This window comes from Pseudoalteromonas sp. APC 3691 (genome assembly GCF_030408135.1).
Taxonomy (GTDB): Bacteria; Pseudomonadota; Gammaproteobacteria; order Enterobacterales; family Alteromonadaceae; genus Pseudoalteromonas.
This window is the reverse complement of record NZ_JASDCB010000051.1, coordinates 1-19,776: the sequence shown is the minus strand read 5'-3', so window position 1 is coordinate 19,776 and position 19,776 is coordinate 1. Positions and strand designations below refer to the sequence as shown.

Here is a 19,776-nt window from a genome sequence, read left to right as displayed (position 1 = left end):
TTTTATGGATATTCAAACAGCTCTTTCAACCACCTTCTCATCTGCTGATGAATTTACAACGCTTGATAACTTATCTGGCATCTTAGATCCCGAATTACTTAACCAAGCTTTTGAAAAATCGGGTGTCGCCACCGTTCGTAAACGTCGCCTACCACTCGATGCTGTCGTTTGGTCTGTGATTGGTATGAGTTTATTTCGTCATGAATCTGTTTGGGATATAGCCTCTAAAATGGACATCGCCTTACCAGGTAAAGGGAAACTAGTTGCCCCTAGTGCCATGGTTCAAGCGAGACAACGCTTAGGTGAAGATGCTGTCGAGCAGGTCTTCAAGATGATGGCGTCACGGCATTATAATCATGCCCACTTCGATACATTTTGTGGCTTAAATCTATTAGCAGTTGATGGCGTTGTTTTTCGTACACATGATACGCCAGAGAATAAAGACGTATTTGGGTGTGGCTCAACCCAGTATGGTGAAAATACCTATCCGCAAATTCGGATGGTATGCCACATGGAGCTAACGAGCCATCAACTCATTAATTGTACTTTTAACGGGCAACATCAAGGAGAAATGACACTCGCTGAAGAGCTCATTGAAGGTACACCGGATAACTCATTAACCTTATTTGATCGCGGTTATTATTCATTAGGGCTTTTGCATCGTTGGCACCAAGCAGGGACTGAAAGGCACTGGATGATACCTGTCAGAAAAGGCTTAACCGTTGATACCATAAAGAAAATGAGTAAAAATGACCAGTTAGTGCGTCTTAAAACATCGCCACAAGCGCGAAAAAAGTTTACTGACTTGCCAGAGTTTATAGAAGCTCGGCTGCTTACTTACACGCATAATAATAAGCAGTATCAGATTCTTACATCAATGCTTGATGTAATGCGTTACCCATCAAAAGAAATCGCTGATTTGTACATGCATCGCTGGGAAATAGAAATAGGATATCGAGAAATAAAACAAACAATGTTGCACTCAAACTATATCCTACGCTCAAAAAGGCCGGATATGATAAGGCAAGAATTGTGGGGGTTACTAATTGCCTACAATATTATAAGAATAGCCATGCGTGAGGCAGCAGAGTTACTGGAAGTATGGCCAAATCAACTGAGTTTTTCTCATTGTTCAAGACATATCAATGTATTTCTGTTAACTATCCCACTGACAAGTCCGGGAAATTTACCAAAACGCTATGAGCATTTATTAGAAACGCTGACGCTATTTCAGTTACCAACAAGGCATCATGAGCGCAGCTTTCCACGATGTGTGAAAAAGAAACCATCTAAATATCCCTATAAAAAAAAGCCAGTCAGTGTTAACTGACTGACATTACGGTAAATACCGCGTTTTTTTGTATCTAAAATTCAAAGCTTATCTTTGCAGTTCGGTCACACTTGCATCTGCAAGTAGGTTTTCAAGCTCGTCCTGTAACTCAAATAATTCAGGCTCAATATTCTCTAACAAGCATTTATTTTTAAGCGATGTTTCGATTGTTTCTGCGAGTGATTTAAGTTTAGGTACACCAGTGTAACAACATGCACCATGAAACTTATGGACAATACTTAACACTTGCTGGCAATCGTTACTCTCTATTGCTTTAGCAAGTAATGTAAGGGTCTCAGGGACACTTAAAAGTAGCATGTTAAGCATCTCTAGCGCTAACTCGCTCTTTCCGCCAGCACGCTGCAGGGCTTGTGCCCAATTAATTCGACTACTTTGAAATGGTGCAGGACTTTGTGGTGTATCTGTTTTAGCTTTGTCACGATTAACAGGAGTCTGTGGACTATGGTCGCTAATAATTTGTTTAAGCATATCTTCATCAATAGGTTTAGTTAAATAGCCTTTAAAGCCATCTTTTAACAGTTGCTCTTTTTCGCTTTGAAGGGCGTGTGCCGTTACAGCGATAATGGGTGTGTCTTCATTAAGTGATGATTCTTGTATAAGCTTACATGCGGTTATACCGTCCATAATTGGCATTTGTATATCCATAAAAATTATGTCGTATTTATGACTTTTACTTAAGCTGTATGCTTGTGAACCATTATGAGCCGTTTCTATTACTTCAATCTGTTCACTTAATAAAGTATGGAGAAGTTTTAAATTGGCATCGTTATCATCAACAACCAATACTTTTAACGGCAGTAGAGCTTGATCGTTTTGTTCAATATTATGAGTAGGGTGGTCAAGTCTGTAAGGTGCTGCAAGTACTTCACATAACTTACGGTGATTAAGTGGTTTACTTAAACATGCATCAGCTCCGCTGCCTATAAAGGCTTCTCGCATATTGTGCGATACTGTATTAAGCATTAAGTATAAGTAATCAGTAGATTCACGCACGGCTTTTACATAGCTTTTTAGTTGCTGCATATCATCAACTGATGCCATATGGCCAATTAAGCAAACGTCATATTTATGTGCAGTATTTTTTATAGCGTCTAAAAAGCTAGTTTCGTTAAAGCATGCAGTTACGTTTGATTCCCACTGGGTTAATAACGAAAGTACGGCATGGTGCGTATGCTCATGTGGCTCTAAATATAAGATACGCTTACCAATGAGCGATTTAGTCGGTAAGTCATTTGTAAATACGTGATTTGGCAAACTAAACACACTATTGAATGTAAAGCAGGTACCGTTACCAGGCGCAGAATTTAACGTTATACGGCCACTCATTGCTTCAACAATATGCTTGGTAATAATAAGACCAAGGCCTGTACCACCAAACTTACGTGTAATGCTTGAGTCTGCTTGTCCAAATGGAGTGAATAAAGAGTCTTGCTTATCCATAGGTATACCCACGCCAGTATCAGTTACTGAGACAAGTAAAGAAGTGCGTTCGTCGTCGAGTAACCGATGGCTTATGTCGACCTTAATAGAGCCTTTTTCGGTAAATTTAATCGCATTACTTAATAGGTTTATTAAGACTTGTTTAAAGCGAGTGGGATCGCCTGTTAAGTCATCCGGTACTTGTTGGTTAATGTAAATGGATAGCTCTAATTGCTTATCGTGTGCGCTAGGAGCGAGTAGTGTCATTACTTCATTTACAGCATCACGAAGTTGAAACTGAATCGACTCAAGCTCCATTGCACCGGCTTCTAGTTTGGAGAAGTCTAGAATGTCGCTAATAATAGTCATTAAACTATTTGCTGAGAGCATAATGGTGTCGAGGTAATCTTTTTGATGTTTATTCAGCGGTGTTTTATAAAGCTGGCGTGTAAACCCAATAACACCGTTTAACGGAGTACGAAGCTCGTGACTCATTTTAGCTAAAAAGTCTGATTTTACACGGTTAGCATCTTGCGCTTCTTTTTTAGCAAACGAGAGCTCTATATTTGACGTTTCGTATTGCTCTAGTGTTTCGCGGTAGTCGCTTGTTGCTTGATCAATATTTTTTTGCATTTCATCTTTTTGCATCACCATAGTGTGAGCAATGGTGTTTAAGCCTTCTCGAAGTAACTCAAACTCACCAATCATGTTGTCGTTAAGGCCAGTACTTCTTTTACCTTCAACTAACTTGTCGGTTGCAAGTACTAACTTATTAAGCGGCGTCATAAACATGCGGCTTAACCTTAAAGCTAAAATAGCTGCAAACACCAATGATAAAATAATCACAATACCGCTAATTAATAAAGCTCGTTGTTGCCCTATAACAGCTTGGTCTTTGTTTAGCTGTATAATAACGGTGCCCAGAGATGACTGAAAAGCCGACGGGTCCCATTTAGAATCGTGACTTGTATGGTTAATAATGGGGGTGAAAAATGTAACAAGCTCATCTGACTTTTGCACATGGGTGGTTTTTAAATTTATGAGCGTTTTTTGACTAATTAACTTTTCAAATGAGCGGTGATAATTACTGGTCATTAATAGCGCATTATTTTTATCAAAAATTGCAATCGACTTAATTGTAGGGGAGTGCTTGTTATGTGTGTAGCTTATAAGGCGATTCAATAGCTGTTTGTTTTTTTCGAGCATGGGTTGCTCAAGCGCAATAGCAAGGGGCTCAGAAATAGTAGTGCCTTGCTGATATAAAATTTCATCAAGCTCAATGTAACGATTTATTGTAAAATAGCCACCAAGTAGTAATCCTATGATCACCGTTGGGATCAGGGTCAGTGTTAAAACAGAATCGCGTAAGCCTAATTTGGTCATAATGAGAGCGTTTTATCGTTATTAGTATGACTTGAGTATATACGGTTCAACACGCATTCTAAAGCATCTAAATATAGGTGCTTCATAAATAAAGTTAAGGTAATGCCTAATGGCGCAAATTTTTAAAGCGAAAAAAAAACCGTTAAAGCAACAAACACTAGAATTAACTATAACGGGAATGGATCATCAAGGGCGTGGCATTGCTAAACATAACAATAAAGTATGTTTTGTAAGCGGTGCATTACCAAACGAAACAGTCAAAGCAACACTCGTCGAAGATAAAGCTAAATATAGCAGTGCAAAAGTAATTAAAGTTATTAAAGCGAGTGAATCAAGAGTAGATGCTTTTTGTGAGCACTATAATCAGTGTGGTGGTTGCCAATTACAGCATTTAGAAGAAAGCCAACAAGTTGTAGAAAAAAAAACTGCAGTTACTCAGTTATTTAGTAAGTTTGCTAAATTAAACAGCTTAAACTGGCAAGCCCCATTATTAAGTAAACCTGTGCATTACAGACGCAGCGCTCGTATAGCTGTTATGTTTGATAAAGCAGCTAAAAAAATGCGCGTGGGTTACAGAGCAAGTGGCTCAAAAAATATTGTGAGTATTAATAAATGTGCAGTACTTGATGAAGTATTTACAGATGTTTTTACACTTTTTGATGATTTAATTAATCAACACAAAGCACTGCACAGTATAAGCCATTTACAGTTATGCCAAAGTGATAAACAAAACTTTGTTGTTATTCGTCACACTAAAGCAATTAATGATGATACAAAGGCTTTGGTTGAGCACATAACAAAAAGCCAGCAATTTGAAATTGTATGGCAAAGCGAGAGCGATGCAATAGAACATTCACACTTAGCCATGCCATTTTATTATCTTAAAGAATTTGATCTAAAATTTGAATTTGGTTTAGGTAATTTTATTCAGGTAAATGCACAAGTTAACGAAGCTATGTTAAAGCAAGCTGCAAATTGGCTTGATTTAAAAGGTGATGAAAATTTATTGGATTTATTTTGTGGTATTGGTAATTTCTCATTAGTGTTAGCAAAACAAGCAAAATCTGTAATTGGTGTAGAAGGTGTGACTTCAGCGGTTGCAATGGCTGCTCAAAATGCGCAAACTAACTCTATTACCAATGCGCAGTTTCATTGCTTTGATTTAACCCAAAGCATACAGAGCGCCCCATGGTTTAGCAAAAACTTAGATGTGCTTGTACTCGATCCTTCCAGGACTGGTGCTATGGCTGTATTAGAGCAATTACCTTTAAAGCAGTTTAAAACTATTTTATATGTCTCTTGTGACCCTGTTACTTTAGCCCGTGACAGCGCAATTATTTCACAAGCTGGCTTTGATCTTAATAAAATTGGGCTAATGAATATGTTTCCTCATACAGGGCATATTGAAACTATGGCGTTATTTCAACGGAGGTAGAACGCATTATGGTAGCTACACGACAATCACATCAACAAGATGAGACAACAGATTTTAGCACTCGGCTTTCATTTCTTGCCTTGTCTGAAGAAAAAACAGAGCTACTTACTAAAGCCCAAGCGCTCTGCGTAAAATGTGATAGTGAAAGTAGGCAAACTACTGCAATCGAAATGGTTGAAATTTTAGCTGAGCTAAATCTCGACCCCGAATCGTTAGCTACTGCGTATTTAACCCCGTATTTTTTAAACGACTTAATATCGCTTGAAACCATCGAAGAGCAGCTTGGGAATAACATTGCCATGCTGCTAACTGGGGTTGCACAGATGGCCACTATTAGTACTTTATCGCATCAAGGTAAAGGTACTATGCAAGTTGATAATATTCGAAAAATGTTATTAACCATGGTTGAAGATGTGCGCGCCGTGGTCATTAAGCTTGCAGAGCAGGTATGTCATTTACGCAATGTAAAAAATGCGGATGAAGAAGACCGCGTCATTGCCGCTAAAGAAACGGCTGATATTTTTGCACCATTGGCAAACAGATTAGGAATAGGGCAATTAAAATGGGAACTAGAAGATTTATCGTTTAGATATTTGCACCCAGGCACCTATAAAAGCATAGCCAAACAACTTGACGACAAACGCCTTACACGCGAAGCCTACATGGAAGATATGGTTGAGCAAGTAAAAAGCCGTTTAAGTGAAGCGGGCATAGAAGCCCAAGTTTATGGTCGCCCTAAGCACATTTACAGCATTTATAAAAAAATGCAGCAAAAAAACTACGAGTTTGATCAGCTTTTTGATATTCGGGCAATGCGTATCGTCGTTGAACGATTGCAAGACTGCTACGGTGCGCTGGGCATTGTGCACACCAATTGGCGTCATCTTAATAAAGAGTTTGACGACTATGTAGCAACCCCAAAACAAAACGGCTATCAGTCAATTCATACCGTGGTATTTGGACCTGAAGGTAAAACGGTAGAGATACAAATTCGTACCAGCGACATGCATCAAGATGCTGAGTTAGGGGTGGCTGCACACTGGATGTACAAAGAAGGTGCATTACCAGGGCGCGGTTCGGGTTATGAGCAAAAAATCAGCTGGTTGCGTAAGCTACTCCAATGGCAAGAAGAAGTGGTTGATGGTGGCGATTTAGCAGAAGAGCTTAAAAACCAAGTAGTAGAAGATCGCGTATACATATTTACCCCAAGCGGCGATATTATCGATTTACCACTTGGTGCTACACCGCTTGATTTTGCTTACTACATCCACTCAAATGTGGGGCATCGTTGTATTGGTGCAAAAATATTCGGCAAAATAGTGCCGTTTACGCATCAACTTACAACAGGAGATCAGGTAGAAATACTGACCCAAAAACAACCAAATCCAAGTCGTGATTGGTTAAACCCGTCATTAGGATACATTAAATCATCCCGTGCTAGAGCTAAAATCCACCACTGGTTTAAACAGCTCGACCGCGACAAAAACTTAAGTGCGGGGAAAGAAATTCTCGACAGTGAATTACAAAAGCTCAATTTAACATATAAAGATTTAGAGCCAGCCATTAAGCGTTTTAACTTTAAAGAGCTGGATGACTTAATGGTCGCGATTGGTGCGGGCGATGTTCGCCTCAATCAAATGCTTAACTTTGTAAGTGATCGGACAGAAGATGAGCCGGTTATTCGCATTAAAGCACCAAGTAAAGTAACTGGTGATAAAAACGGCATTGTGGTTGATGGTGTTGGCAGCTTAATGAGCCATGTAGCCAAGTGCTGTCGCCCAGTACCTGGCGATGAAATAATAGGTTATATAACCCAAGGTCGAGGAATAGGTGTTCATAAGGAAGACTGTGATTCGTTTAATAACTTAAAAAACCAGCATCCTGAGCGTGTTATTTCGGTAAGTTGGTCAGATGATATTAACGGCTCGTACGCACTAAGTATTAAAATAGAAGCCACCGATCGTTCAGGGTTGATACGCGATATAAGCTCAGTACTTGCTAACGAAAAAGTAAATGTTTTAAACATGAACGTAAATACGGTTGAAGATAATCAGTTAGCTATATTTACAATGCAAATAGAAGTACATGACTTATCGGGTACTAACCGTGTTCTTTCTAAATTACACCAAATTGAAGGTGTACATGATGCCAAGCGTGGTCATTAATCATGAATGATAATACAGCGCTTACACAACTTCTTAGCATAATGAAAACACTGCGAGATCCCAAGGGCGGTTGTCCGTGGGATCTCAAGCAAGATTTTAAATCTATTGTGCCGCATACGCTAGAAGAAGCGTACAAAGTTGCCGACTGTATTGAATCAGGCAACTTAGATGAGCTTAAAGGTGAATTGGGTGATTTGCTATTTCAAATAGTTTTTTATGCGCAACTTGCACAAGAGCAAAATCTATTTGATTTTAATGATCTAGTAGAGCAATTAAACGATAAGCTTACCCGTCGTCACCCGCATGTGTTTGGTGAAAAAAAAGAGCTAACAGACGATCAATTATCGCAGCAGTGGCAAGCAATCAAAGCACAGGAGCGAAGTGCTAGAGCGCAAACCGAATCCCCTTCTTTTTGGCAAGATATCCCTGGCAATATGCCAAGCTTAAGCAAAGCCAAAAAAATTCAACAACGCGTGGCTTCCCTTGGCTTTGATTGGCCAACGTATCATGGTGCACTAGATAAAGTGAGTGAAGAAGTGCTTGAAGTAAAAGAAGCGATTGAGCAAGACCCGCTATCTGATCATACAGCGGAAGAACTCGGCGACTTACTTTTTGCCACTGTTAATGTTGTACGCCATGTTAAACGAGATCCCGAACAACTGCTTCGTAGCGCTAATGATAAGTTTTCAGCGCGTTTTGAAAAGGTAAACGCTTATTTGCATGCGCAAGGTAAAAGCTTAGATACAGCAACCTTTGAAGAGATGGATAGTGCGTGGGATGCGATTAAAAAAGTAAAATAGGCTTAATGTTAAATAGTGCACATTTTTTGTGCGCGTATTAGCTAATTTTAGCTGGATTGATAAGCAGTGTTTTGGTACAATTTCGCCCCGTCTTGATGATATACCCTTAGGCTCTTCTTTGGGTGTTATATTCCTTTTAATTCCTGATATTCTAGGGTTCGCATGAGTACAAAATTTATCTTCGTTACTGGCGGAGTTGTTTCTTCGTTGGGTAAAGGTATTGCCGCAGCTTCACTGGCCGCTATTTTAGAAGCCCGTGGTTTAAATGTTACCATTTTAAAGCTGGATCCTTACATCAACGTTGACCCAGGCACAATGAGCCCAATTCAACACGGTGAAGTTTACGTTACAGAAGACGGCGCAGAAACTGACCTTGATTTAGGTCACTACGAGCGTTTTATTCGTACCAAAATGACTAGTCGTAATAACTTCACACAAGGCCGTGTATATGAAGACGTATTACGTCGTGAGCGCCGTGGTGAATACCTAGGTGCTACTATTCAGGTTATTCCACATATCACTAACGATATTAAGCAACGTGTATACGACGGTGCTGAAGGTTATGATATTGCTATTGTAGAAATTGGCGGCACTGTAGGTGATATAGAATCACAACCGTTTATTGAAGCAATTCGTCAGATGGGAACTGAAATTGGCCGCGAACGCGCGCTATTTATTCACTTAACGCTAGTGCCATTTTTAGGCCCTGCCGGTGAAGTTAAAACGAAACCAACACAGCACTCTGTTAAAGAGTTACGCTCAGTAGGTATTCAACCAGATATTCTTATTTGTCGTTCAGACCGTAAACTACCTAATAATGAGCGTGCAAAAATCTCATTATTCACAAACGTAGAAGAAAAAGCGGTTATTTCACTACCTGACGTAGACAGCATTTATAAAATTCCTGCGTTATTAAAAACACAAGAATTAGATAACTTCGTATGTCGTCGTTTTCACTTAGATCCACCTGAAGCTGATTTAGCTGAGTGGGAACAAGTACTTTATCAAGAGTCTAACCCAACGGGTGAAGTGACCATTGGTATGGTTGGTAAGTATATTGAATTACCAGATGCGTACAAATCGGTTAACGAAGCATTAAAGCATGCGGGCCTTAAAAACCGTTTAACAATTAATATTGAATATGTAGATTCACAAGACTTAGAAAGCAAAGGTGTTGAATTACTTTCACACTTAGATGCTATTTTAGTACCAGGTGGATTTGGCGGTCGTGGTGTTGAGGGTAAAATCTTAGCGGCTAAATACGCACGTGAAAATAAAGTACCATATCTAGGTATTTGTTTAGGCATGCAAGTAGCATTAATTGAATATGCACGTAATGTTGCAGGTTTAACGGATGCAAACTCTACAGAATTTAATGCAAATTCAGAAGCACCGGTAGTTGGCTTAATTACTGAATGGCTAGATGCTGAAGGTAATGTTGAAACACGTAGCGAAAAATCTGATTTAGGTGGCACTATGCGTTTAGGCGCACAAAAATGTCATTTAATGCCTGGTTCTAAAGTACATGGAGTATATGGCAGCGACGAAATTGTTGAACGTCATCGTCATCGCTACGAAGTAAATAATAACTTCGTAGAAATACTTGAAAAAGCAGGCTTAAGCTTTACTGGTTTATCAGAAGATAAAAAACTGGTAGAAATTATCGAAAATAAAGATCACCCATGGTTTATTGCCGCGCAGTTCCATCCGGAATTCACGTCAACGCCACGTGATGGTCATCCGTTATTTGAAGGGTTTGTAGCAGCTGCACACATCCACCAAAAAGCGAATTCGTAATTTTAAAAGCCGTGCATATTGCACGGCTTTTTTGTTTTAAGGGCTGACTGATACCAATTTTATTAAAAACATGAGCATTGTATCGCATTAAATAACTCACTCACTGCGTTAAAAATTACTCATATAGAACAACTATATGTCATAATTTCAGCCTTGTTATTGAGCTATTTTCTTAGCGCTATAATAGCTCACTAATTAAATGCAATTGGTATAAACTATATAAAACGTAGTAAAGTTAGCTGAACTCACCATTTTGGGAATATAGAGGAATCAAGATGTCAGAAATCGTAAAAGTAATCGGTCGCGAAATTATGGACTCGCGTGGTAACCCAACTGTTGAAGCAGACGTACATTTAGCAGATGGTTCTTGGGGTCGTGCAGCAGCACCTTCAGGCGCATCTACTGGTACTCGTGAAGCATTAGAGTTACGCGACGGTGATAAATCACGTTACTTAGGTAAAGGCGTATTAAAAGCAGTTGGTTATATTAATAAAGAAATTGCTGATGCTTTAGCTGGTCAAAATGCATTAGATCAAAACGCTGTTGATAAAGTGATGCTAGATTTAGACGGTACCGAAAATAAAGAAAAATTAGGTGCAAACGCAATCTTAGCGGTATCACTAGCAACTGCGAAAGCAGCTGCACAGTCTAAAAAAGTTGAGCTTTATGAACATATTGCTGACTTAAATGGCACACCAGGTGTTTACTCTATGCCACTTCCAATGATGAACATCATCAATGGTGGTGAGCACGCAGATAACTCTGTAGATATTCAAGAATTTATGATCCAACCTGTTGGCGCTAAAAACTTCCGCGAAGGCCTACGTATGGGCGCTGAAGTATTCCACAGCCTTGCTAAAGTACTTAAAGCTGATGGTCACTCAACAGCGGTTGGCGATGAAGGTGGTTTTGCACCTAACCTTGCATCTAACGAAGCGGCTCTTGCTGCAATCAAAGTAGCTGTTGCAAACGCAGGTTACGAGCTAGGTAAAGATATTACTTTAGCGATGGATTGTGCTGCATCTGAGTTTTATGACAAAGAAGCAAACATCTACGATCTTAAAGGTGAAGGTAAAAAATTCACTTCTGAAGAATTTAACTTCTTCTTACAAGATCTTACTAATCAGTACCCAATCGTTTCTATCGAAGATGGTCTTGATGAGTCAGATTGGGATGGCTTTGCACATCAAACTAAACTAATGGGTGATAAAATCCAATTAGTAGGTGATGATTTATTTGTAACAAACACTAAGATTTTAAAACGTGGTATCGACAACGGTATTGCTAACTCAATCTTAATTAAGTTTAACCAAATCGGTTCTTTAACTGAAACTTTAGCTGCAATCAAAATGGCTAAAGATGCTGGTTTTACTGTTGTTATTTCTCACCGTTCTGGTGAAACTGAAGATTCAACAATTGCTGATTTAGCAGTGGGTACGGCTGCAGGTCAAATCAAAACAGGTTCATTGAGCCGTTCTGACCGTGTTGCAAAGTACAACCAATTGCTACGTATTGAAGAGCAATTAGGTGATAAAGCACCGTACAACGGTCTTAAAGAAGTTAAAGGTCAGTAATTCTATTTTATATAGAATCTAACTTTTAACTTTAGATGATAAAATCCTCGCCTATGCGGGGATTTTTTATGCTTGATACTTTTTCCAAAGAGATGAAAATAAATTGTAGGCTTCAAGCTTGTTGATGTCCGCAGCACTAAAGAGTGGAACACAAAAGTATAACGCTTTATTCATGCTTTAACTTCTTACGCACTCATAGCTGAAACTGCTGCTTTAAAATATCACCTGTAAAACTGGTTTTTAAATAAAAACCACGGGGTAGGGTTTTAATTATTTGCCCATTTGGGCCAATAGCATCAGTGACTATTTTACTATGAGCAGCTTTAGGGCGTATTTGCATAGCATCGCCTAAATGGCCTGATATTTCGTCGACTCTACCTAGCGCAATTAGCTCCATTTGCTCTTCCCAGTCGCGTTGTAGCAAAGCGTCTTGTTCAGGTGAAGGCTGCCACAAAAAGCCGCTGCCGATGGTTCTGTCAAACGGCGCAATATCACGTTCGCTTAAAATTGGCAGCCATAAAACATGATTTAGTTTTTTACGCACAGAGCTGGTATGCCACGTCATTCCTGTCACGTTCATTAAAGGTGTAACCGATACAAACGTAGTTTCCAGTGGCCTACCTTTATAAGAAATAGGCAGTGTTTTTAGCTCAATTCCTAAATCTTCAAAATCGGGGAGGGGTTTTGAGCCTGCAGTAGCGCCTAGTACGTATTCAATGAGTTGCCCAGTCCAGCCTTTTTCACGTAGTAAATCATCAGGTGTTTTAAAATGGTACTGGTTTGCAAGTTGCCCAAGTGTTAATCCGGCAATACTGTTAACGCGTTGCATTAAGTCGTTTATTGAGTGTGGTTTTGTAGGTCGCATATTCTTAATTTCGGTTGTATAAATACCATAGCCATGATAGCAAATAGGCTAAGCCGTGGATATCTTTAGGGTTGTACGTTTTTTGCTCACATGTTGTTTGTGTTAATTTTGCACATATTGAAATTAAGCTACTTTACTTTAAGTTACTGACTCTGCAGGTTTTTTTAAATGTGCACGTTCAGTTTTGATTAAGCCATTTAAAAGTTGTAAGGATAAATACAACTATATGAACATGTTTATCCACAGAATCTGTGGAGAAGCTAAGTTTTAAGATCTAATATTGTGGATTTGTTTGCAAAATGAGCGCGTTTTACAAAAGTTATGCACAAACTGTGAGTAACTAGAGGAAAACAAGAACCGCAATAGCTTTGATGAGTTATTTTCTAAATATTTACCTATTCTTTATTAATTTATCAACATACTAAAAGCTCAAACTTAGCTCACTAATTGGCTTGGGTATAATAGTATTTGCCGTATTGCGGCTAATGTGGAACAATCATTAAAAATCGACTTACAAATGAGGCACTAAGGTGATTGATGCCGAAGGTTTTCGTGCCAATGTCGGAATTGTGATTTGCAATAATCAGGGACAGGTTTTCTGGGCCAGACGTTATGGTCAACACTCTTGGCAATTTCCCCAAGGTGGTGTTGATGATGGCGAAACTGCAGAACAAACCATGTACCGTGAATTACACGAAGAAGTAGGGTTGCGACCAGAAGATGTAGAAATAGTCGCAAGCTCAAAACATTGGTTACGCTATAAATTACCCAAACGATTAATCCGCCGAGACTCTAGTCCGGTGTGTATTGGGCAAAAACAAAAATGGTTTTTACTAAAATTACGCTGTAAAGACGAAGATGTAAATTTACTTAAAACCCATCATCCAGAGTTTGATGATTGGCGCTGGGTAAGCTATTGGTATCCTGTAAGACAGGTTGTATCGTTTAAACGGGATGTCTATCGACGAGTAATGAAAGAGTTTGCTCCTTTCGCCATGCCTTTTAATAAGAGAGAACAACATAAAGATCATTGGCGAAGTAAAAGGTAGTAATTTCTCGATACAATAAAGGAGCAGGGTATGCTGGCTACACTGAGATCTATTGCGGAGTCTGTATCGCGACAAGCGAATTTAGACAGCGCATTAGTGTGCTTTGTGCAAATGGTTAAAGATGCCATGAAAACCCAGTGCTGCTCCATTTATTTTGCAGATTACAGCCAAGACAATTTTGTACTTATGGCTACCGAAGGGTTAAATCCTGATGCGGTGGGTAAGTTTAGAATTGGGTTTACCGAAGGCTTAGTGGGCCTAGTAGCGCAACGCGAAGAACCTATTAATATTGCATTTGCTAAATCGCATCCTCGTTTTAAGCTTTCCCCCGAAGTAAACGAAGAAGGCTACAACGCTTTTTTATCTGTACCCGTTGTTCATCAAAAAAAAGTACTGGGTGTTATTGTTGTTCAACAAAAAATGGCACGTGTATTTAGCCAAGACGAAGAGTCGTTTTTAATAACGCTTTCTGCCCAACTTGCGTCACAGTTAGCGCATGCTGAAATTAAAGAAATATTACGCCAAGATGAGTCATCTCATCAAACGTCTGTTTTAAAAGGTGTATCGAGCGCGCCAGGGATAGGTATAGGACAAGCATTTGTTGTATTACCAAAACTTGATTTTAAATCTATTGAGCTTTTAAAAGACAGTGACGTCACTGAGCAGCGCCGTTTGTTTACACAAGCTGTAGCTGCAACGCGCAAAGAATTTAATACCCTATCTATGACGCTAAGCGATTCTATTCCGCACGAAGCTCTTGCGGTATTTGATGTGTATCAACAACTGCTTGACGCTAAAAGTTTAGGGCATAATGTTGAAATGCAATTACAAGAAGGCTGGTGTGCTAAAAGCGCCCTAAAAATTGTAATAGAGCGTTTAATATCTCAATTTAATGCCATGCAAGACCCTTATATAAAAGAGCGTGCTGTTGATGTTAAAGACATTGGTCTTCGCGTATTACACCATCTTGTAAATACCGAGCACGCTGTTAAAAATTATCCGCCCAACACTATTTTAATTGCTAATACCTTAACACCCGCCATGCTTGCTGAAGTGCCAAAAGGTCACTTAACAGGCGTTGTAAGCGTAAATGGCTCTGCAAATAGCCATGCTTCTATATTAACGCGTGCGATGGGGCTCCCTGCCATTTGGGGTATAGAAGATTTACCTCTACTACAGTTTAATGGCAAACCGATGATTTTAGATGCATTTGCTGGGCGTTTATATATATCGCCTTCACAAATGCTGATGGATGAATACACAGAGTTACAGCATCAAGATAACCTACTTAATAACCGCTTTTTAGCAGAGCAAGACTCAGAATCAATTACGCTTGACGGTGAACACGTTAGCTTATTATTAAACGCAGGCCTTGAGCTTAATACCGAGCAAAGTAGCGCACATATTTGTGACGGTGTGGGGCTTTATCGGACCGAAGCGTGGTTTATGCAAAAGGGTCAGTTTCCTTCGCAATCAGAGCAAGAAAACTGGTACCGAGAAGTACTAACTAGCTATCATCCTAATCCTGTGGTTATGCGTACATTGGATATTGGGGGCGATAAGGTACTTGATTACTTTAATATTACCGAAGAAAACCCATTTTTAGGTTGGCGTGGTATTCGTATTAGCCTTGATCATCCCGAGTTATTTTTAGATCAACTAAAAGCGATGCTTAAAGCAAATATTGGTTTAGGTAATTTAAAAATAATGCTCCCTATGATCAGTGGCACTGAAGAAGTTGATGAGTCACTTGCGTTATTTGAACAGGCTTATTTTGAATTAAGTGAAAAATACCCAGAGCAAACCATAGAAAGACCCGACATAGGGATAATGCTAGAGGTACCTTCAAGTGTATTTATGCTTCCAGAGTGGTCAAAAAAAGTCGATTTTTGCTCAGTAGGTAGTAACGATTTAACGCAGTATTTATTAGCAGTAGACAGGGCTAATGCACGAGTTGCCGAACTTTTTAACCCTTATCACCCGGGCGTACTCAGGGTACTAAATAAAGTAGCGCGCGAATGTGAGCAATATGAACTGCCATTTAGTTTGTGTGGTGAACTAGGCGGCGATCCTGAAGGGGCTATTTTGCTTATTGCCATGGGTTACAGGCGCCTTAGTATGAATTTATCATCGCTTAATAAAGTTAAATGGGTACTTAGACGTTTAAATGTCAGTGACATGGAACAACTATTAAGTGAATGCTTAGCGCAATCTACAGCCAAACAAGTACTACGTTTAACGCGAAGCTTTATGCTAGAGCATAAATTAGGTGATTTGTTTTACACTCCTAAATAAGCTTATACGCCTAATTAATTGCAATACACAGATGCTATTAGTTTTATAATCCTTTAATATATAAACCTTAAAAGGGTATTTGAGATTACTATGTATGACTTAGGTTTGTTAGTCGCAAGCTGCGCACTACTAGGCTGTATTGTTGGGTTTTTAGCTGGGTTACTAGGCATTGGTGGCGGTTTAATTATCGTTCCAGTTCTAAGCACTCTGCTACTCTCATTTAATGTAACGTCAGCTGATCATGTATTAGTAATTGCTATTGCAACCTCACTCGCTTCTATTTTATTTACTTCAACGTCTTCAGCGCTGGCTCATCATAAAAATGATAACGTGCCTTGGGCAATTGCCCCGTGGGTTATGTCGGGTGTGGCTTTAGGCGCACTTATTAGTGGCTTTGCAGCAAGTTTAATCCCTGAACAAATATTACGTACAGTGTTTGCTATAAGTGTTGTATTTATTGCAGCAAGAATGGTGCTCTCCGCGCGTAATAAACCGATGTCAGAAAAACCGTTGCCGGCAGGTCCTATTTTAGGGGGCGTTTCTGCAATAATGGGCGGATTATCAGGTTTAATTGGTATTGGTGGTGGTGCTTTAATAGTACCTATGCTTAATTATTTTTCGGTTGATATAAAAAAAGCAATTGGCTGCGCAGCCGCGTGCGGAATTGTTATAGCATTATTTGGCTCTATTGGTTACATCAGCGCAGGCTGGCATGTTACCGATTTAGAGCATGGTTTTGCTGGGTTTGTTTATTTACCTGCATTATTTGGAATTGTTATTACCTCGTGGTTTGTTGCGCCTATTGGCGCCAAAGCAACTCACTATTTACCTGTTAATACAATTAAGAAAGTTTTCGCGGTGCTGCTTGTAGTTATCGCAATTAAAATGGTTTTTAGCTAAAGGTTTATTTTTTATGGCACTTGAGTTTCCTCAAATTGATCCAATTATTTTTTCTGTTGGACCGCTAAGCGTACGTTGGTATGGCTTGATGTATTTAATAGGTTTTGCATTTGCGATGTGGTTTGCAAATCGTCAAGCATCAAAGCCAAATTCGGGTTGGACTAAAGAGCAAGTAAGCGATTTACTGTTTTACGGCATGTTAGGGGTAATACTAGGCGGGCGTATTGGCTACGTATTGTTTTACCAGTTTAGTTACTTTATAGAAAACCCACTGTATTTATTTAGAATAGACCAGGGCGGTATGTCGTTTCATGGTGGAACACTTGGCGTTATAACTGCCGTCGCAATTTTTTCGTGGACGCGTAAAAAGTCGCTTCTTCAAGTGGGCGACTTTGTTGCACCACTGGTTCCTGTAGGGCTTTTAGCTGGACGTATTGGTAACTTTATAAACGGTGAATTATGGGGGCGTGTTACCGACGTGCCATGGGCAATGGTATTTCCAACGGGCGGTCCGCTTGCGCGTCACCCATCGCAATTATACGAAGCATTTTTTGAAGGCTTAGTGCTGTTTTTAATCCTGCAATGGTTTATTAAAAAACCACGTCCAGCAGGCAGCGTAGCTGGTGTGTTCTTACTAGGCTATGGCGTGTTTAGATTTTGTATTGAATATTTCCGCCAACCCGATGCACAATTAGGTTTATTTGCCGACTTTATTTCAATGGGACAAATACTTTCATTTCCTATGATTGTAGGCGGCTTAGGTTTATTAATTTGGGCATATAAGCAACCACAACACGTTAAAACAGCTAAGGCATAATAAAAACAACATGAAACAATATTTAAAATTATGTCAGCGTATTGTTGACGAAGGTCAGTGGGTCGAAAACAAACGTACAGGTACGCGTTGTTTAACCGTTATTAATGCCGATTTAGAATACGATGTGGCTAATAATAAGTTTCCGATGATCACGACTCGCAAAAGTTACTACAAAGCAGCGATTGCTGAGTTACTAGGATATTTACGCGGTTACGACAGCGCTGAGCAGTTTCGTGAAATTGGCTGTAAAACATGGAATGCTAACGCAAACGATAACAATGCATGGCTCAATAACCCTAACCGTAAAGGTGAGGATGATATGGGTCGCGTTTATGGCGTGCAAGGCCGTGGTTGGCAACGACCAGATGGCTCAACACTCGATCAGCTTTCCAAAGTTATTAATAACTTAAAAAATGGCATTGATGACCGTGGTGAAATAATCACGTTTTATAATCCAGGTGAGTTTGAGCTTGGTTGCCTGCGCCCGTGTATGCATACACATACTTTTTCGCTTCTTGGTGATACGCTATATTTAACGTCATACCAGCGAAGCTGTGATGTACCGCTCGGCCTTAATTTCAATCAAATCCAGTGTTTTGTGTTGCTTGCGTTAGTGGCTCAAATTACCGGCCACAAAGCGGGTAAGGCGTATCATAAAATTGCTAATGCACATATTTACGAAAACCAACTTGAGCTGATGCGTGATGTGCAGTTAACGCGTGAGCCATTTGCATCACCTCAGTTAAAAATTAATCCAAAAATTAAATCATTAGAAGACATAGAAACGTGGGTAACACGAGACGACTTTGAAGTAACAGGCTATCAATGCCACGAAGCGATTCAATATCCATTTTCAGTATAATAAAAGATTAAGGAAAACATAAAATGAAAGCAGTCATCCCAGTAGCAGGCCTTGGTACTCGTATGTTACCAGCCACTAAAGCAATTCCTAAAGAAATGCTGCCAGTGGTAGACCGTCCTTTAATTCAATATGTAGTAAACGAAGCCGTTGCTGCAGGCATTAAAGAAATAGTGTTAGTAACGCACTCAAGTAAAAATTCAATCGAAAATCACTTCGATACGAGCTTTGAACTAGAAGCTACTTTAGAAAAGCGTGTAAAGCGGCAACTACTTGCCGAAGTGCAAGCAATCTGCCCTAAAGACGTAACCATTATTCACGTACGCCAAGGTGAAGCAAAAGGCTTAGGCCATGCTATTAGTTGTGCTGCGCCTATTATTGGTAACGAACCGTTTGTAGTTATTCTACCTGATGTAATTATTGATGATGTAGAGAGCGATCTTAAAAAAGATAACTTAGCAGAAATGATCGCTAATTTTGAGCAAAACAAGCATAGCCAAATAATGGTTGAGCCAGTACCACTGGATGAAGTAGATAAGTTTGGTGTGGTTGATTTAGGCGATGTTGACTTAAAACAAGGTGAAAGCTCGCCAATTTTTAACATGGTAGAAAAACCGCCAGTAGACGAAGCGCCATCTAACTTAGCTGTAGTGGGTCGATACGTATTAAGCGAAAACATATGGCCGTTACTTGCAAAAACTCCGCAAGGAGCAGGCAATGAAATTCAATTAACTGACGCAATTGCGATGTTAATGGAACACGAAAAAGTAGATGCATACGCTATAAAAGGCCGTAGCCACGATTGTGGAAGTAAAATTGGTTATTTAAAAGCGACTATTGAATTTGCACTTCGTCGCGATGAATTTGCTGATGAATTAAAGTCATTTATTAAAAAACTGATTTAACAGTTAATGTAAATCATAAAAGGCGCCTATATCGGCTGTCTCTTATACACAAATCCCTGCTAAGAAATTAGCGGGGATTTTTTTGAACTAAATCTCAATGTCATGATCAGATCTTCAAATCTTGTTTGAGGGCACATTATGATTAACGAACATACTCATTGG

The 19,776-nt window shown here is 39.5% G+C and carries 14 protein-coding genes; 12 read left to right on the top strand and 2 right to left on the bottom strand.

Annotation, left to right across the window (positions count from 1 at the left end):
• Nucleotides 1-4: 4 nt before the first annotated feature.
• Nucleotides 5-1,330 carry an IS4 family transposase gene (locus QL998_RS14945; RefSeq protein WP_024604027.1) on the top strand — a complete coding sequence of 442 codons (1,326 nt, stop codon included), beginning with the start codon at nucleotides 5-7 and terminating at the stop codon, nucleotides 1,328-1,330.
• 48 nt (nucleotides 1,331-1,378) lie between these two features.
• On the opposite strand, the gene barA is transcribed toward QL998_RS14945, so the two are convergent.
• Complete coding sequence (gene barA, locus QL998_RS14940) at nucleotides 1,379-4,153, bottom strand: two-component sensor histidine kinase BarA (protein WP_182197697.1); 2,775 nt, start codon at nucleotides 4,151-4,153, stop codon at nucleotides 1,379-1,381.
• A 109-nt stretch (nucleotides 4,154-4,262) separates the two neighbouring features.
• Between barA and rlmD the strand changes: the two genes are divergently transcribed.
• The 5 genes from rlmD to eno all read left to right on the top strand — a co-directional run bounded on the left by rlmD (nucleotide 4,263) and on the right by eno (nucleotide 11,924).
• Nucleotides 4,263-5,588, top strand: coding sequence for a 23S rRNA (uracil(1939)-C(5))-methyltransferase RlmD (gene rlmD, locus QL998_RS14935; RefSeq protein ID WP_182197699.1), 1,326 nt, complete (start codon nucleotides 4,263-4,265; stop codon nucleotides 5,586-5,588).
• 8 nt (nucleotides 5,589-5,596) lie between these two features.
• Complete coding sequence (relA, locus tag QL998_RS14930) at nucleotides 5,597-7,753, top strand: GTP diphosphokinase (protein ID WP_138488670.1); 2,157 nt, start codon at nucleotides 5,597-5,599, stop codon at nucleotides 7,751-7,753.
• Between the two features lie 2 nt (nucleotides 7,754-7,755).
• Nucleotides 7,756-8,553, top strand: coding sequence for a nucleoside triphosphate pyrophosphohydrolase (mazG, locus tag QL998_RS14925; RefSeq protein WP_024604700.1), 798 nt, complete (start codon nucleotides 7,756-7,758; stop codon nucleotides 8,551-8,553).
• A 162-nt stretch (nucleotides 8,554-8,715) separates the two neighbouring features.
• A complete protein-coding gene (locus QL998_RS14920) occupies nucleotides 8,716-10,350 on the top strand; it encodes a CTP synthase (RefSeq protein ID WP_182197701.1) in 1,635 nt (544 codons plus the stop codon).
• A gap of 275 nt (nucleotides 10,351-10,625) precedes the next feature.
• Nucleotides 10,626-11,924 carry a phosphopyruvate hydratase gene (eno, locus tag QL998_RS14915; protein ID WP_002958706.1) on the top strand — a complete coding sequence of 433 codons (1,299 nt, stop codon included), beginning with the start codon at nucleotides 10,626-10,628 and terminating at the stop codon, nucleotides 11,922-11,924.
• 193 nt (nucleotides 11,925-12,117) lie between these two features.
• On the opposite strand, the gene mutH is transcribed toward eno, so the two are convergent.
• A complete protein-coding gene (mutH, locus tag QL998_RS14910) occupies nucleotides 12,118-12,789 on the bottom strand; it encodes a DNA mismatch repair endonuclease MutH (protein WP_002958705.1) in 672 nt (223 codons plus the stop codon).
• Between the two features lie 530 nt (nucleotides 12,790-13,319).
• Here mutH and rppH point away from each other — a divergent pair.
• The 6 genes from rppH to galU all read left to right on the top strand — a co-directional run bounded on the left by rppH (nucleotide 13,320) and on the right by galU (nucleotide 19,614).
• On the top strand, nucleotides 13,320-13,838 hold the full coding sequence (gene rppH, locus QL998_RS14905) for an RNA pyrophosphohydrolase (RefSeq protein ID WP_002958704.1): 519 nt from the start codon (nucleotides 13,320-13,322) through the stop codon (nucleotides 13,836-13,838).
• Nucleotides 13,839-13,868: 30 nt separating this feature from the next.
• Complete coding sequence (ptsP, locus tag QL998_RS14900; RefSeq protein ID WP_182197703.1) at nucleotides 13,869-16,133, top strand: phosphoenolpyruvate--protein phosphotransferase; 2,265 nt, start codon at nucleotides 13,869-13,871, stop codon at nucleotides 16,131-16,133.
• Nucleotides 16,134-16,223: 90 nt separating this feature from the next.
• Nucleotides 16,224-17,033, top strand: a complete 810-nt coding sequence (locus tag QL998_RS14895; protein WP_024589991.1) for a sulfite exporter TauE/SafE family protein — start codon at nucleotides 16,224-16,226, stop codon at nucleotides 17,031-17,033.
• Between the two features lie 13 nt (nucleotides 17,034-17,046).
• Complete coding sequence (gene lgt, locus QL998_RS14890) at nucleotides 17,047-17,850, top strand: prolipoprotein diacylglyceryl transferase (RefSeq protein ID WP_024604697.1); 804 nt, start codon at nucleotides 17,047-17,049, stop codon at nucleotides 17,848-17,850.
• Nucleotides 17,851-17,860: 10 nt separating this feature from the next.
• Nucleotides 17,861-18,712 (top strand): thymidylate synthase, encoded by an 852-nt coding sequence (locus QL998_RS14885; RefSeq protein ID WP_024604696.1) that lies wholly within the window; start codon nucleotides 17,861-17,863, stop codon nucleotides 18,710-18,712.
• A gap of 23 nt (nucleotides 18,713-18,735) precedes the next feature.
• Complete coding sequence (galU, locus tag QL998_RS14880; protein WP_024604695.1) at nucleotides 18,736-19,614, top strand: UTP--glucose-1-phosphate uridylyltransferase GalU; 879 nt, start codon at nucleotides 18,736-18,738, stop codon at nucleotides 19,612-19,614.
• Nucleotides 19,615-19,776: the final 162 nt, after the last annotated feature.